16 protein-coding genes are annotated in these 14,662 nt (G+C 71.8%); 11 read left to right on the plus strand and 5 right to left on the minus strand.

The window, feature by feature from the left end; all coding sequences use genetic code 11:
• The first annotated feature begins 28 nt into the window (after positions 1-28).
• The 4 genes from I8N67_RS21845 to I8N67_RS21860 all read left to right on the plus strand — a co-directional run bounded on the left by I8N67_RS21845 (position 29) and on the right by I8N67_RS21860 (position 2,784).
• A complete protein-coding gene (locus I8N67_RS21845; RefSeq protein ID WP_200304854.1) occupies positions 29-457 on the plus strand; it encodes a MarR family winged helix-turn-helix transcriptional regulator in 429 nt (142 codons plus the stop codon).
• Between the two features lie 150 nt (positions 458-607).
• Positions 608-991 carry an anti-sigma factor antagonist gene (locus I8N67_RS21850; protein ID WP_200304855.1) on the plus strand — a complete coding sequence of 128 codons (384 nt, stop codon included), beginning with the start codon at positions 608-610 and terminating at the stop codon, positions 989-991.
• A 304-nt stretch (positions 992-1,295) separates the two neighbouring features.
• On the plus strand, positions 1,296-1,952 hold the full coding sequence (locus tag I8N67_RS21855; protein ID WP_200304856.1) for a DUF4230 domain-containing protein: 657 nt from the start codon (positions 1,296-1,298) through the stop codon (positions 1,950-1,952).
• A gap of 151 nt (positions 1,953-2,103) precedes the next feature.
• A complete protein-coding gene (locus tag I8N67_RS21860) occupies positions 2,104-2,784 on the plus strand; it encodes a VanZ family protein (RefSeq protein ID WP_200304857.1) in 681 nt (226 codons plus the stop codon).
• Here I8N67_RS21860 and I8N67_RS21865 read toward each other — a convergent pair.
• Positions 2,765-3,001, minus strand: coding sequence for a hypothetical protein (locus I8N67_RS21865; RefSeq protein ID WP_200304858.1), 237 nt, complete (start codon positions 2,999-3,001; stop codon positions 2,765-2,767). The two genes, I8N67_RS21860 and I8N67_RS21865, sit on opposite strands and share 20 nt — an antisense overlap.
• Positions 3,002-3,102: 101 nt before the next feature.
• On the opposite strand from I8N67_RS21865, the gene I8N67_RS21870 reads away from it, so the two are divergent.
• Positions 3,103-4,140: a PHP domain-containing protein gene (locus tag I8N67_RS21870; protein ID WP_200304859.1), complete on the plus strand. Its 1,038-nt coding sequence runs from the start codon at positions 3,103-3,105 to the stop codon at positions 4,138-4,140.
• 114 nt (positions 4,141-4,254) lie between these two features.
• A complete protein-coding gene (locus I8N67_RS21875; protein WP_200304860.1) occupies positions 4,255-4,920 on the plus strand; it encodes an HAD family hydrolase in 666 nt (221 codons plus the stop codon).
• 344 nt (positions 4,921-5,264) lie between these two features.
• On the opposite strand, the gene I8N67_RS21880 is transcribed toward I8N67_RS21875, so the two are convergent.
• A complete protein-coding gene (locus I8N67_RS21880) occupies positions 5,265-5,975 on the minus strand; it encodes a M15 family metallopeptidase (protein ID WP_234046075.1) in 711 nt (236 codons plus the stop codon).
• Between the two features lie 158 nt (positions 5,976-6,133).
• On the opposite strand from I8N67_RS21880, the gene I8N67_RS21885 reads away from it, so the two are divergent.
• On the plus strand, positions 6,134-7,162 hold the full coding sequence (locus tag I8N67_RS21885) for an SDR family oxidoreductase (RefSeq protein ID WP_200304861.1): 1,029 nt from the start codon (positions 6,134-6,136) through the stop codon (positions 7,160-7,162).
• Positions 7,163-7,293: 131 nt separating this feature from the next.
• Here I8N67_RS21885 and I8N67_RS21890 read toward each other — a convergent pair whose 3' ends face one another.
• Both I8N67_RS21890 and I8N67_RS21895 read right to left on the minus strand, forming a co-directional pair.
• Positions 7,294-7,578, minus strand: coding sequence for a hypothetical protein (locus I8N67_RS21890; protein ID WP_200304862.1), 285 nt, complete (start codon positions 7,576-7,578; stop codon positions 7,294-7,296).
• An 82-nt stretch (positions 7,579-7,660) separates the two neighbouring features.
• The gene (locus I8N67_RS21895) at positions 7,661-8,641 is read right to left on the minus strand and encodes a phosphotransferase family protein (RefSeq protein ID WP_200304863.1); all 981 of its coding nucleotides are present in this window, start codon (positions 8,639-8,641) and stop codon (positions 7,661-7,663) included.
• 196 nt (positions 8,642-8,837) lie between these two features.
• Between I8N67_RS21895 and I8N67_RS21900 the strand changes: the two genes are divergently transcribed.
• From I8N67_RS21900 to I8N67_RS21915, 4 genes are all read left to right on the plus strand, one after another.
• The gene (locus tag I8N67_RS21900) at positions 8,838-9,332 is read left to right on the plus strand and encodes an FBP domain-containing protein (RefSeq protein ID WP_200304864.1); all 495 of its coding nucleotides are present in this window, start codon (positions 8,838-8,840) and stop codon (positions 9,330-9,332) included.
• Between the two features lie 733 nt (positions 9,333-10,065).
• Positions 10,066-11,322 (plus strand): FUSC family protein, encoded by a 1,257-nt coding sequence (locus I8N67_RS21905; protein WP_200304865.1) that lies wholly within the window; start codon positions 10,066-10,068, stop codon positions 11,320-11,322.
• Positions 11,323-11,357: 35 nt separating this feature from the next.
• Positions 11,358-12,509, plus strand: coding sequence for a hypothetical protein (locus tag I8N67_RS21910; RefSeq protein ID WP_200304866.1), 1,152 nt, complete (start codon positions 11,358-11,360; stop codon positions 12,507-12,509).
• Positions 12,510-12,633: 124 nt separating this feature from the next.
• On the plus strand, positions 12,634-13,899 hold the full coding sequence (locus I8N67_RS21915; protein ID WP_200304867.1) for a lactonase family protein: 1,266 nt from the start codon (positions 12,634-12,636) through the stop codon (positions 13,897-13,899).
• On the opposite strand, the gene I8N67_RS21920 is transcribed toward I8N67_RS21915, so the two are convergent.
• Positions 13,867-14,592 (minus strand): DUF2470 domain-containing protein, encoded by a 726-nt coding sequence (locus I8N67_RS21920; RefSeq protein ID WP_200304868.1) that lies wholly within the window; start codon positions 14,590-14,592, stop codon positions 13,867-13,869. The genes I8N67_RS21915 and I8N67_RS21920 overlap by 33 nt on opposite strands.
• Between the last annotated feature and the right edge of the window lie 70 nt (positions 14,593-14,662).

The raw sequence follows: 14,662 nt of genomic DNA on the forward strand, positions 1-14,662 counted from the left end.
TTTCCTGTCAATGCCTTACGCTGACCCCATGGTCGGCACCAAGGCACCCCCCTCCCTCCTCTACATGGTCAAGCAGGTCGAGCTCGTTGTCCGCTCGCACCTCGACGACCTGGTGAGACCGGCCGGGATCACAGCCCTGCAGTACACCTCCCTGACCGTCCTGGAGCGGCACGACGGCCTCTCGGCCGCACAGCTCGCCCGCGACTCGTTCGTCACGGCCCAGTCCATCGCGGATCTCGTACGGAGTCTGGAGAACCGCGGACTCGTACGCCGGGAGCGCAATCCGCGCAACCGGCGGGAGCTGCTGATCCTGCTCACCGACGAGGGGCGCGAGCTGCTGACCCGCTACGCAGAGCCCATGCGTGACCTGGAGGAACGCATGCTCCGCGACCTCACCGCACACCAGGCCGACCAGTTCCGGCAGGCACTGTCGAAGGCGTGGCACGCCCTGTCGTAGGGGGGCCTGCGCAAAACTCCGGACGGATTGCCGGAGAAATCGAAGACATATGTCAATCGAACATGCTGAAATTCACTCTGACGGGGGTAACTTGCAGGGCGGGGACGGGATTTGCCCTCACCACACAGTCCGGTTGGAGGCGATGCCGTCGTGTCGAGCGACCCCACTCCGCCCACGACCGGGTTTCTCCGCGTCCACACGGACCGCGGCCGCACCGTGCTCGAACTGCACGGCGAGATCGACATCGCGGCGGCCGTGGAGATCATCCCCCACCTCGACGCCGCGACGGGCCGTCCCGGCGCCCGCATCGTGATCGACCTCCGGCACGTCGAGTTCTTCGACTGCTCCGGGTTACGCCTGCTGTACCGGGCCCGGCAACGGGTGCTCGACCGCGGCGGCGAGCTGCTCCTCGTCTGCGCCCACCCGCTCACCCTGCGCGTCCTCAAGGTCACGGGCCTGGCCCGGCTGCTGCCGCCGGCCCCGTCGCTGGACGCGGCCCTGGAACGGCCCGAGGCCGCGTCCGGCACGTCATGACCGGCTTCCGAGGCTTTTCCGCAATGACCTGCTCCTGATCTCTCCGGAGCTTCCTATCCGCCCGGCGGCGCGCCGGACAGGGCGCTGACGGACTCACCGTGGTGAACGCGGCGCACGGCCCCGGCGACATGATCATTACGGGTTGCGCGGCTCATGCTACCGGCCGCCCGGCGTACGCCGATTCGGTACGGCGGCCCGGACAGGTCGGACCCCACACCTACGGCGAAGTACGGACAATGCCCAACTCGGCGTTCCCCCAGGGGCTTTGAGGGCATTCGTTGAAATAGGAAGGAGGTCCGTCGACATGACGACGTCCATCAAGCGCACGCGTCTGCCCGGCTGGGCCAAGCTGCTCACCGCCGTGGTCATCCTCATCGTGGTACTGCTGGCCGCGCTGCGGCTGCTGGTCTTCGGGGGGCTGAACGACGTGTTCGGCACCGAGGAGCACGACCGCTCGGGGCCCGCACTGCTGAAGTCCATCCAGGACATGAGCCGTTACGACGCCGCCTCGGGCAACTTCCAGGTGGTCGTCGACCTGGAGAAGGACGCCAAGTACCTGCCCGACGCGCTCCGCGGCACCCGCACGCTGTACGTCGGCGCGGGCACCGTCGACGCCTATGTCGATCTCGGCAAGGTCGGCGAGAACGACGTGAAGGTCAACAAGGACCGCACCTCCGCCACCATCAACCTCCCGCACGCCCGGCTCGGCGAGCCGGCCCTCGACACCGAGCACTCCTACGCCGTCTCCAAGCAGCGCGGTCTGCTCGACCGCCTCGGTGATCTCTTCTCCGACAACCCCAACGGCGAACAGGCCGTCCAGCGCCTCGCCGTCAAGCACATCGGCGACGCCGCGAAGGACAGCAAGCTCACGGACCGCGCCGAGTCCAACACCACCGACATGCTCGAAGGGCTGCTGACGTCCCTCGGCTTCAAGGAGGTGAAGGTGACGTTCGGCTCCTGACGGACGCCGGCGACCCGGTGGCGGGGCCGGGGAGGGGGTGGGCCGGGGCGCGGTCCGCCTCCTGCGCACATACTCCCCGTGCGGCGGAATCGTGGGCCGCTACGGGGGTAACCACCTTGGGACAAAGGGAAGTTGAAACTGGGAGGGTTGTATGGCCCGCACCACGTCACGTTCCCGCACGACGTCACGATCCCGTTCCACGTCACGTTCCCGCTCCACGACCTCCGGCCGCCGTGCCCCGGCGGCCGCCCGCGAGCGACGGCCGCTCGCGCTGCCCCTGCGGCTGCTCGTGATGACGCTGTCCTTCATGGCCATGGTGGCGTTCGGCGCGGTGCTGGCCGGGCTCACCCTTCAGCCGTCCCCGGCGTCGGAGGCGCTCACCCACAGCAACCTCCGGCCCGGCAGCTCCCTGGAGCTCTACTGGCACCATCCCGACGCACGTGACGCGATCAAACAGGTCGGCGGGAACATCCTGCTGGGCGTGCCCTTCGGCATCCTGCTGCCGGTCCTGGCGCCGGGGGCGCGCGGCCTGCTGCGCGTGCCCGCCCTGACCGCCCTGATGATGCTGCTGGTCGAACTGGTACAGGGCGCCCTGGTCACCGGACGGGCGTTCGACATAGATGACGTCATCCTCAACACCGCGGGGGCGCTGCTGGGCTATCTGCTGCTGGGCCGACGGCTCGGCCGCGCGGTGCACACGCGCGTCCCGCGCGAGCCGGCCACCCCACCCCCACCGGCCCAGCGGAAGAAGACGCCACGCGCCCCCTGGCTCCAGCGTCTGCGCACAAGGCGCGGCAGTCGTGCCAAGCGGGCTAGTGCGGCGTCCAAGTGAACTTGCCGCCGCCGACCCATCGCACCTGTTCCGGGTCGTCGAGGTCATGGACGGTGGCCCCGTGCGCCGCCGCTGTCCGCAGCACGTCCGTCAGTGTCGTCGCCTCACCGACCACCTGGCCGTCGATCTCGACGATCCGGAACGGCGGCGTACCCGGCTGCACCCCGAGCACCATGACCCGGGGGTGGGAAATGTGAGGGCTCGCGATTTCGGTCATGTCTAGAGCGTAGAGCGGTTCCGGCGGTCGTACCGCCGCCGTGCGGGTGTCCGGGGGCTGGGCGAGGCTGGAAGCGGAGGCAGCCGGAGGCTGGAGGTGCCATGGATCCCGTCGAGGCCCTGGACCGGATCGCTTTCCTGCTGGAGCGGGACCGGGCGCCCACCTATCGCGTACGGGCGTTCCGTACGGCCGCCGCCGTGCTCGGCGCGCTGCCGCCGGACGAGGTGGCCGAGCGGGCGGCCGGGGGCTCGCTGGAGTCGCTGAAGGGGGTCGGGCCGAAGACCGCGCAGGTGGTGCGGGAGGCGCTGGCCGGGCAGGAGCCGGGCTATCTGCGAAAGCTGGAGCAGGATGCCGAGGCCCCGCTCACGGGTGGTGGCGAGGGGCTGATGGAGCTGATCCGGGGCGACTGCCATGTGCACTCGGACTGGTCGGACGGCGGCAGCCCGATCGAGGAGATGGGCCGGACCGCCGCGCGCCTCGGCCACGAGTGGACGGTCCTCACCGACCACTCGCCCCGGCTGACCATCGCTCGCGGACTCTCCCCGGAGCGGCTGCGGGAGCAGCTCGACGTGGTGGCCGCGCTGAACGAGACGTGGGCGCCGTTCCGGCTGCTCACGGGGATCGAGTGCGACATCCTCGACGACGGTTCGCTGGACCAGGGGCCCGAGCTGCTGGACCGGCTCGACGTCGTCGTGGTGTCCGTGCACTCCAAGCTGCGGATGGACGCCCGCGCGATGACCCGCCGCATGGTCGCCGCCGTACGGGACCCGCACTCCGACGTGCTCGGGCACTGCACGGGACGGCTGGTCACCGGGCGCGGGCGGCCCGAATCGGAGTTCGACGCGGACGCGGTGTTCTCGGCGTGCGCGGAGACGGGGACGGCCGTGGAGATCAACTCCCGGCCCGAGCGACTGGATCCGCCGCGGCGGTTGCTGCGGCGGGCGGTGGAGGCGGGTGTCCTGTTCTCGATCGACACGGACGCGCATGCGCCGGGGCAGCTCACCTGGCAGGTGCACGGTTGTGCTCGGGCGGAGGAGTGTGGGGTACCCGGGGAGCGGGTGGTGACGACGTGGACGGTGGATGAGGTGCTGGGGTGGGCTCGGGATCGGAAGGTTCCGGCGGGAGTGAGGGGTGCCTGAGAGCTCGGGGGTTCACCCGCTCGGGCGGTTGCGGTGCGGGTGCGTGGTGGCTGGTCGCGTGGTTCCCCGCGCCCCTTCAGGACGCGGATGTCGGACTCTTGAGGAAGGTGCGCCATGGTCAGGGCTGCTGTGTTCGATGTCGACGGGACCCTTGTCGACACCAACCATTTGCATGTGGTCGCGTGGTGGGAGGCGTTTCGGCAGGGCGGGCATCAGGTGGCCATGCATGACATCCATCGGGCGGTGGGCCTGCCGTCGGAGGACCTGATCACGCATCTGCTGGGGGACGAGCGGGACCCGGCGGAGAAGGACGCCCTGAGCGCCGCGCACAAGGCGCTCTACGGGACGTATTTCGACCGGCTGCCCGCGTTGCCGGACGCCGGGCGGCTGTTGCGGCGGCTCGACGGACAGGGCTGGAGTGTGGTGCTGGCGACTTCGGCGGGCGGGGCGGAGCTGGCCGCGCTGCGGCGGGCGATCGGCGCCGATGACGCGATCATGGCGACGGCGAGCGCCGACGACGTGTCCGAGGGGAAACCCGCGCCGGATCCGATCCAGCATGCCCTGGAGCTGGCGGGCGCGACGGCCGAGCGGTCGGTGTTCGTCGGGGACACGGTGTGGGACATGCGGGCCGGTGTCCGGGCGGGCGTGCGCTGTGTCGCGCTGCTCTGCGGGGGCATTCCCCGGCCCGAGCTGGAGGCGGCCGGCGCGGAGGCGGTGTTCCGGAATCCGGCCCATCTGCTGGCCGCCCTGGAGGACAGTCCGCTGGACCGGGAGGAATGACCTGGTGGCGGCCACTGTGGACGGAGTCGGGCGACGTGACGCAGATCACCGGCAATGTCCGGATACCGAAGGAACAGTCGCTGATACTTTCCCGTTGAACAAGCCGTGGGTGCGGATGGGGACAGTGTCCCCGGGCCTCACCTTTTGCCCACAGGGACGATCGTTCGGCTGAAGCCCTGTGGAGCGTTTCGCCGAGAGGCGACCGCCGCCCGCGCCCACCCACAGGCCGCCCCGACCGTGATTCCCCCGTCCGGTCGGGGCTTCTCTTTTCCGCTCCGGCCCAGAGGCCCTGCCCCAGGGGACTCCTGCCCCAGAGGCCCTGCCCGGAAGCCCTGCCCGAAGGCTCAGGCGCCGAGTTCCCTCGGCCCGTACAGCGCGGCCGGTGCGCCCGTCATCAGGGCCCAGTAGCGGTCGCCGTACGACCAGTGCCACCACTCGGTCGGGTAATTGACCAGGCCGGCCGCGGTGAGGGCGGCGGCGAGCGTTTCCCGGTGGGCGCGGGCCTCGGCGGTGATGTCGTCGGCCCCCGTGTAGCAGGCTCCAGAACTCTCCTCGGGGCTGGCGTTGACCGGCGTACCGAAGTCGAGTTCGCGGCCCTCGGCGTCGACAAGGGTCAGGTCCACGGCCGCGCCGGCGGAGTGCGGGGCTATCTCGGGCGGGGAGACATAGCGGCTGGCCGCCGTACGGATACGGTCGGCGGGCCAGTCGGGGTGCAGGGTGCGCAGTTCGGCCGCGTACTTCTCGAAGTACTCGCGCTGCAGGGACGGCGGCCGGTAGCCCTCGACGAACAGCAGGCGCAGCCCGCCGGGCAGCAGTGACTGGGCCTCGACCAGCCGGTCGAGCACACCCGCGCGCAGGTGTGCGTAGGCGCCCGTGGAGTCGGTCTTGCGCTCGTCGACCGGCAGCGAGCTTCCCCGGCGGACGTCGACGAGCGGCTCGTCGCAGTCGTGGACGGGTACGGCCGCCACCTTCGGGTCGGACATCAGGATGATCTCGGTGGTGGTCGCGGTCTCGGTCATGGTCGCGGTCGCGGTCTCGGTCGTGATCTCGGTCATGGGCCGATCATCTCCTGGGCCTGGCCCGTTCCCGCTGGAACCGGTCAGGCCGGTGGCCGGGCCGCGCGTGGGCAGGTCCGCCGGCAGCTGCGTGTATTCGCCGGGGCCGGGTACTCGTGGGCGGCCCTGAAGGAGTCGAAGCGCGAGAGGAGTCAGCGGTGAACCGAGAATCCGACGGCAGGATCGTGATCACTGGCGCCACCGGCAATGTGGGGACGAGTCTGGTTCGGCTGCTCGCGGAGGACCCGCAGGTCGGCCGGATACGGGGGCTGGCCCGGCGGGTTCCCGACTGGACGCCGGCGAAGACCGAGTGGACGGCCGTGGACGTGGGGGACGAGGAGGCCGATCTGGTCAAGGAGTTCGAAGGGGCACGCGCGGTCGTCCATCTCGCCTGGGCGTTCCAGCCGACACACGATCCGGCCGTGACCTGGCGGACCAATGTGCTGGGCGGCATGCGTGTCTTCGAGGCGGTGGCGGCGGCGAAGGTCCCGACGCTGGTGCACACCTCGTCGGTCGGCGCCTACTCGCCGGGGCCGAAGGGACGCGCGGTCGACGAGTCGTGGCCGACGCACGGGTGGCCCGATGCCGCGTACTGCCGGGAGAAGGCGTATCTGGAGCGCGCGCTGGACTCCTTCGAGCACGAGCACCCCGGGGTCCGGGTGGTGCGGATGCGGCCCGCGTTCCTGTTCAAGCGGGAGTCCGCGAGCGAGCAGCGGCGTATCTTCGGCGGGCGCTTCCTGCCGGGGCCGCTGGCCCGGCCCGAGCTGCTGCCGTTCCTGCCCGACATCCCCGGGCTGAAGGTGCAGGCCCTGCACACCGACGACGCCGCCGAGGCGTACCGGCTGGCGCTGCACACCGACGCGCACGGCGCCTTCAACCTCGCGGCCGAGCCGCCGGTGGACGCCGCGCTGCTCAGCGAGGTGATGGGGTCCCGTGCGGTGCGGCTGCCCCGGGTCGCGGCCCGCTCCGCGGTCGCCGCCGCGTGGAACCTCCGGCTGCTGCCCGCCTCACCGCACCTCTTCGACGCCGTGCTGCGGCTGCCGCTGATGGACTGCACCAAGGCCCGCGCCGAACTGGGCTGGCGGCCCGAGCGCACGTCGGTGGAGGTGCTGGAGGAGTTCCTGTCGGGGATGCGGCAGGGGGCCGGGGAGGAGACCGAGCCGCTTCGGGGGCGGAAGGTCGGCTGAGCCGAACCGGCCGGGCGACTACATGTACATGACGGTGCCTCCCCGGGTCCCACCGGGGAGGCACCGAGCTTCGGAGGGGCGGCGAGGTGAGGGTGGCCAGGGTCGAGCGTGATGGTGGCCAGGGTCAGCGGTCAGCCGGACGACTCGTCGGGCACCGGCTGCTCGGGATTGACGGGGGCCGACTGGGGCACGCCCCGCCGACCGGTGCCCGCCTCGTCCGTGTCGGGCACATCGGTCGCCTCGGCCGCCCGTTCGTCGTCCCGGTCGCGGTCCGGTTCGTCGTTCTCCTCGTCGTCGGTGGCGCGCGCCGGAGCCACCTCCCACGGGTCCTCACCCGTGTTCGCCTGTTGGTCGGGCAGGTCCCTCGGTACGGGGTCGCCGTGCTCGCCGGGACCCTCCAGCCGGTGATCGGTCACGGCGTGCTCCTTCCTGTCGTGCACCGGGCGCGGGTACCTCGGTCTGATCGACTCAAACCAGGTGTCCCGTCCAGGTACTCCGTCAGGAGAGATCGCCCAGCTCGTCCAGGGCCGCCGTCAGCCGCGGCGCCACCGTCTCCCGCCGCCACGCGACGTGCCCGTCGTCCAGGCCGCGCGGCACCGTCTCGACCAGCATGATCAGGTAGAGGTAGCTGCGGTAGAGGGCATAGCGCCGACGGACCGACGGGGTGAATTCCAGTTCCCCGCCCGCCGCTTGATAGCCCCTCAGGAAGTCGGCGTCCTGCTGGATGTCGCCCAGCAGCGCCAACGAGACGAAGTCCGCGACGGGATCGCCCCAGAACATGCGCTCGCCGTCGATCAGACCGCCGACCCGGGGCGACTCCCCCGCCTCCGCCTCGACGAGGATGTTGCCCGGCCACAGATCGAAGTGGACCAGACGCGGGACAGTCACCTCGTCGAGGGCGTCGTACGCGGACTTCGCCGTACGGGCCACCTCCTCCACGGAGCGGGGCAGCCAGGCCCGGTAGCGGCGGGCGTCGGCGAGGACACCGTCGTACATGGCGGTGAAGGCGGTGCGCCAGTCGGCGGTGAGGGGGCCGAACGTGCCGGACGGGTAGCCGAAGCCGGGGCCGGTCACCTGGTGGAGCCGGGCCACCAGGCCGCCCAACTCCCGGCGCAGCGAGGCCTCCTGGCCGGGCCCCTGCCCGTCCCATCCGCCGCCCGGGCAGAAGGTGAGCAGCAGAAGGCGGCCCGTCGGCGCGGTGTCGTCGAGGACGACTCCGGCCACCTGTGGCGCGGGGACGCCGACGGTCGCGGCGGCCCGGCAGAACTCGGCCTCGGCGCCGAGGAGTTCACTCTCGTAGGCCAGGCCGGGCGTGGTGGACGGCGGGGGGATCTTGAGGACGAGCCGGGTGCCGTCGGTGAGGCGCAGTTCCTCGACCGCGTTGTACGTGCCGCCGGCGAGCGGCAGCCGCTCGGCCAGACTCTCGGGCGGCAACCCCGCCGCCACGAGGGCGAGCCGCGCCCGCTCCCAGTCGTCCATACCCGTCCCCCTCGTCCCGCGCGGCCGTGTGGGCCCACTCTGCCAGGTGGACCCCCACCTCGAATACGGCCGTGTCGGCGGAGGAGACACCCCGTCCCATGAAATCCATTGGCCTCCTTCCAGAATACTGAGTAGCTTAGCCATCTACCTAGTACTCCTAGGTTTTGACCATCGTGCCCCCACCGGAGGAACCACCATGAAGCCGCTCACCGAGCAGGACATCCGCAGTTCGTTCGTCAACTGCTCGAAGGGCGAGGCGAAGCGGATCTCGCTGCCGCGTGACCTGCAGCAACGTCCGTGGGACGACCTGGACTTCCTCGGCTGGCGGGACCCGGGGGCGCCCGACCGCAGCTATCTCGTCACCGAGCACGCCGGCCGGACCCTGGGGATCACCCTGCGGTTCCCCTCCGCGCAGCGTGGCTTTCTGCATCGCAGCATGTGTTCGCTGTGTCTGACGACGCATCGGGGCAGCGGCGTGTCGCTGATGACGGCCCGCAAGGCGGGGGCGGCCGGGCGGGAGGGGAACTCGGTGGGGGTGTACATGTGTGCCGACCTGGCGTGCTCGCTGTATGTGCGGGGCAGGAAGGCGCTCGACGCGGGAAGCCGGTTCGAGGAGAGTCTCACGACGGAGGAACAGATCGCCCGGACGGTGGGCAACCTGTCCGCGTTCCTGGCGAAGCTCTACGACTGAGAGGGCCGGGGGGAGTGCGGGGGCGGGGGGGCTTCACCGGGCGTTTCCTGGTCCCGTAGCCGTGCCGCCTCGACCTCGTGGAGGTGGACCAGGACGTCGTAGTTCGGTGTTGTTCCACCACAGGTAGGTGTCTGGAACTCGTCGCGCATGATGCGCCGCGGGTCGGCCTCGCCGTGCACGACGTCGTCGTGCGAGGAGCAGGCCGGTGCTCCACGGGGCCTCCAGGGCGAAGGGGCAAAAAGCCCTTCTCCTCGACGAGGTGGCGGAAGACGCGGTGCTTCAGGGCGAAGAAGTCGTGCGAACCGTGCATGGCCTCGCCGAGGCCGACGACGCGTGCGTCGCCGATCATGCGGTCGAGCGGACGCAGGTCGCAGGTCGCAGGTCTGTCGCCGCCCGCTTCCACCGTGTGCAGCGGGTGCGCCGCGCGGTCGAGGGCCGCGACCACGGGGGCTATGGGGTCGTCGGTCGCCGCCGAGGTGGTGGAGCTCCCGGTCGTCGGCGCGGCCTGGGCCGGGGTTCCGGCCGCCACGACACCGAGGCGGACGAACAGGGTCAGTGCGCGTGCGGTTCGAGGCCAGTGCATGATCCAAGGCTTTCGTCCGGAGCGGTCGCCCGCCATCCGGTGGACCACCGGTCCCCCGGTGGGGGTTCCCCCCACCTCCCGCGGAACCGGCGGGGGGTTAGGGTCCTCGCTCAGGAGTTCGGTGCGCGGCGTAAGGGGAACAGCCCAAGGATGCGAGACGTACGTGGTGTGTGGGCCCAGGTCGGCACGTGGGTCGTGAAGTGGCGGCAGGATCCGGTGATCGTGCAGTCGGTGCGGTCGGCGGCGGCCGCCACGGTGGCCTATGTGGTGGCGCTGCAGGTCAGCTCGGAGGCGGCGCCCCTGACGGCTCCGCTGACCGCGCTCCTCGTCGTGCAGGTCACGCTCTACGCCACCCTCACCACCGGTATCCGCCGGGTGAACTCGGTGGTCGCCGGCGTCGTCATCGCCATCGGCTTCAGTGTCCTGGTGGGCCTCACCTGGTGGAGCCTCGCCCTGCTGATCCTCGCCTCGCTCGCGGTCGGGCATCTGGTGCGGGTCAGCGAGTTCGTGCCCGAGGTGGCGATCAGCGCGATGCTGGTGCTCGGCGTGACCAGGGTCGGGGACACGGCATGGGCGCGGGTCGTGGAGACGCTGATCGGCGCGGTCGTCGGCCTCGCCTTCAACTTCCTGCTCGTTCCCCCGGTGTGGGTCGAGGCGGCCGGCGACTCCATCGAGGACCTGGCCCGCCGGATGCGGCGGCTGATGATCCGCGTCGGCGAGGAGGCCTCGGGCCGCACCCCCGTGGAGGCCGCGGAGGCCCGGCTCGACGAGGCCCGGAGGCTCGACTTCGACATCGTCGAGGTGGACGCGGCCCTCAAGCAGGCCGAGGAGAGCCTCAAGCTCAATCCACGCGTGCGGGAGGGTCTGCTGCACCGGGTCGTGCTGCGCACCGGCCTGGACACGCTGGAGATCTGCACGGTGGTCCTGCGGGTGCTGGCCCGCACCCTCACCGATCTCGCCCGGGAGCGGGAGCCGAGCCCGCTGCTCTCCGCCCAGGTGGGGGCGGCCGTCGAAAGGCTCCTCGCCGAGATCGGTGACGCGGTGGTCAGTTTCGCGGTGCTCGTGACCACCGATGTCAGCCGCAGCGCCGAGTCCGCGGAGGCCCGGCTCGCCGCCGAGCTGTCCACGGCCACCGCGACCCGCGACAAGCTGGCCCAGCTGCTCCTCGAAGAGGTCCAGCGCGACGCCCGGCAGTGGCAGCTGCACGGTGCCGTGCTGACGGAGGTCAACCGCATCCTGGACGAGCTGGACACCGAGCACCGTTCCCAGCGGCTGCTGGAGGAGCTCGACCGCTGCACTCGCGAACAGCGCGAGCGCTCCCCCCGGCTCACGCGCCTCCGCGAGCGCGTGCACATCCCGCGCCCCCTCCGGCGGAACCGGTCCGGCCTCGGTGGACGTACTGACTGACAAGGCACAACGCGATATCGAGGGGAGCGTACGGAATGGCCGAAGGCGCCGTGCGGATCGACGGGACCACACTCCATCTGCCGGGTGGTGTGCAGGTGCGCTTCAAGCGCACCCTGCGCCTGCCCGAGTCGGGCACGCACCAACTCCCGCCGGGTCTGGGCGACTTCCCGATCCGCCGGGTCGAGGACTACCCGAACACCGCTCCGGAGGAGATGCGGGCGCGTGGCGGTGTGATGCTTCCCGTGTATCTGCGTGAGGCGATGTGGCTGCACTTCGGCGGCAGCAGGGAACCGGCCGCGCTCCAGGTCGGCGTCGGCAAGGTGTGCGCGGTGTCGGGCAAGCCGTGGAGCGGCACGCTCATCCGTGACCCCCAGAACTATGTCGTGCTCCCGCGTCAGCCGTGGCTCGACGGCATCAACTCCGGCAAAGGCACGGTCCGCCAGTTCGTGGCCGTCCCGCTCGGGCTGGGTGCCACGGTCGAGGGCCAGGTCACCGGCGAGGAGGTGTTCGGCGGGGTCCAGTTGCAGTCGTTCCCGCTGAACGACCAGCAGCTCGCCGGGTGGCGGGCGAACGAGCGGGCGCGCGTCGAGCGGGAGCGGAAGATGGGCCCGGTCGGTGGGTACGGCGGCTACGGCGGCCCGGTCCCGGTGCCGCCGGGTGCGGCACCGATGCCGCCCCCGTCGAGCGGCGCGCCGATGCCTCCGGCGCCGGGCGGCGGGCCGATGCCGCAGGGTGCCGCGTACCCCATGGCGGCGCCGGGCGCGGCCCCGGCGGCTCGCGCTGCCGCGGCCCCGCCCCGGGCGCCCGCCGCGATGGGGCTCGGTGTCGGCGGCTCGATGCGCCAGGAGGTCTACAAGGACAACTGGCCGCGCGGCAGCTGGGCCGAGCAGCCGGCCGGCCGGATCTTCGTGCATCTCGTCACGCCGCCGGAGTGGCGCCGGATCACCGGCGAGGCCCCGCCGCCGTCGCCGGTGGACCGCGCGGCCTACACGCGGGCAGGGCTCCCCTGGTTCGACTACTACGACCAGGATGCCCAGGATCTCGGCCCGGCCGACGCCCTCGGCACGGTGAAGCCGGTCGGCGACTGGCTCGGCGACGACCTCGACCCGTGGCAGCAGCCGGCCCCCGGCCAGGTCAAGCCGCTCGGTGACGCACCGGGCCGGCCGATCCAGGACGGCGACTGGTAGCCGCCCCAGGATCCCGGCGGCGGGCGTTGCATGGCGCGCGACGTCCGCCGCCGTGTTTTGCGCCGAGCCGCTCGTACCCGTCAAGGTGAGTGAGGCCGAGACGAGCGACACCCGAGGTGCACGAATGACGAATGAGGCGGCAGGGGACCGAGGCGGCTGGAGCAGGCGCCGTGTCCTGGGGATGCTGGCGGCGACGGCCGTACCGGCGTCCCTGGTGGGCTGCTCCGACTCCGAGCAGGCGGCCGGGCCCGCCTCGTCCTCCCCCGCGCGGAACGCCTCGACCCCGACGGCACCGTCACAGGAGGCTGAGGCGGGGGCGGACACAGGGGCCGAGTCGGCCTCGCCCTCCCCCGCTCCCACCGGCCCCCAGCCGCTCTTCCTCGGCACCTACACATCGGCCGAGGGCGGCGGCACCGGCATCGGCGTGGCCACGTACGACGCCCGGAGTGGCGGGATCACGGGCAAGGGGACGATCACCGGCGTCGGCGACCCGTCGTACCTCGCCGTGCACCCGGACGGCCGGACGCTGTACGCCGTGAACGAGCGCACGGAGGGCGGGGTGACCGCCGTACGGCTGTCCGACCGGAAGGTCCTCGGCACCCGGAGCACCGGCGGGGAGGCGCCCTGCCATCTGTCCGTGCATCCGAGCGGACGGTGGCTGCTGAGCACGAACTACGGAACGGGCAGCGTCGCCGTGCACCCCGTCGAGGAGTCGGGTGCGCTGGGCGAGCGCACGGATCTGGTCGTGCACCGCAGCCCGGCGCCGGGCCCGGGCCAGGAGGGACCGCACGCGCACCAGATCGTCACGAGCCCCGACGGCGGGCATGTCCTCGCCGTCGACCTGGGCAACGACACGGTGTACACCTACCGTCTGGACGAGTCCCGGGGCACGCTCGCCGAGGTCTCCCGGGCGCGGACCCGGTCGGGCGCGGGACCCCGGCAGCTCACCTTCCATCCCGGCGGCCGGTACGCCTATCTCGCGAACGAGACCGACAACACGGTCGTGGTCTGCGCCTACGACCCCGGCAGCGGGCGGCTCACGCCGGGCGACCCGCAGTCCACCGGCACGGGCTCGGGCACGAACTATCCGGCGCAGCTGGTGGTGACGCCGAACGGCTCGTACGCGTATCTCGCCAACCGGGGGCACGACAGCCTGACGCGCTACGCGGTCGAGGCCGACGGCGCCCGGCTGAAGCTGCTGGACACCGTGCCGGTCGGCGGGGACTTCCCGCGCCAGATCGCCCTCTCGCCGGACGGCAGCCTGCTGTTCGCCTCCCTTCAGCGGTCGAGCGCGGTCAGCGTCTTCCGGGTCGACGCCGAGGCCGGTGGACTGCGGCTCGCGGGCGAGCCGTTCGCGTCACCCGTCGCCGTCTGTGCGCTGCCGCTGTAGAGCTCGCGGGCAGGACGCGGTGCCGGCCTGGGAGAGCAGGCTGTGCATGCGTTCGGTGAGCTGCGCCATGGTGTCGGCGGGCTTGTGGAACGTCAGGCGTACGTCTCCGTTGCTGCGGGCCCGCTCGATGCGCAGGGTCAGACCGTGCCGGTCGACGGCGAGCGGCTGGACGCGTACGGCGCCGTGCAGGCTGTCGTGCGGAACGAGCCGGGTGAGGCGCTCCACGGCGTCGGGGTGTGCGTCCGCGAGGTGCGTCAGCAGCCCGGACTCGGCCGTGGCCAGCGGATCGGGCGCGGCGGCGGCGAACTCGTCGAGATCGACCACGACCGCGCCGGACGGCTCGCGCAGCACGATGCGGGTGGCGTGGAACTCCAGGTCGCCATCCTTGGGCGTGAACCAACCGGCGAGCCAGAGCCGGGCCCGGATACGGTTGCGCACGGGCACCGGCGCGACATCGGCGAACTCCAGCACCGCGGACGGCTCGCCGCGCGGTGCACAGATCGCGGCGGCCACGAGCGTACTGTCCTCGGGAACGCACAGGATCACCCGGCCGTCCTCCGTGACGGTGTGCGCGCCGACGAACTCCTCGCGGCCGCCGTCGGCGGTCACCGCGCAGGACCACGCCGCCGCGAGCACCGAGCGGGCACGCTCCGCCGCGGCGGGCGCGGCCGTCCAGCTGTGACGGTCACCCATCCCAAACCTCCCTTAGGTAAGCCTTGCCTAACCTATCGAAGATCGGGGCGTACGCCAACCACCACCCGTC

The sequence above is a fragment of the Streptomyces adelaidensis genome, from assembly GCF_016598475.1.
Classification (GTDB): Bacteria; Actinomycetota; Actinomycetes; order Streptomycetales; family Streptomycetaceae; genus Streptomyces; species Streptomyces adelaidensis.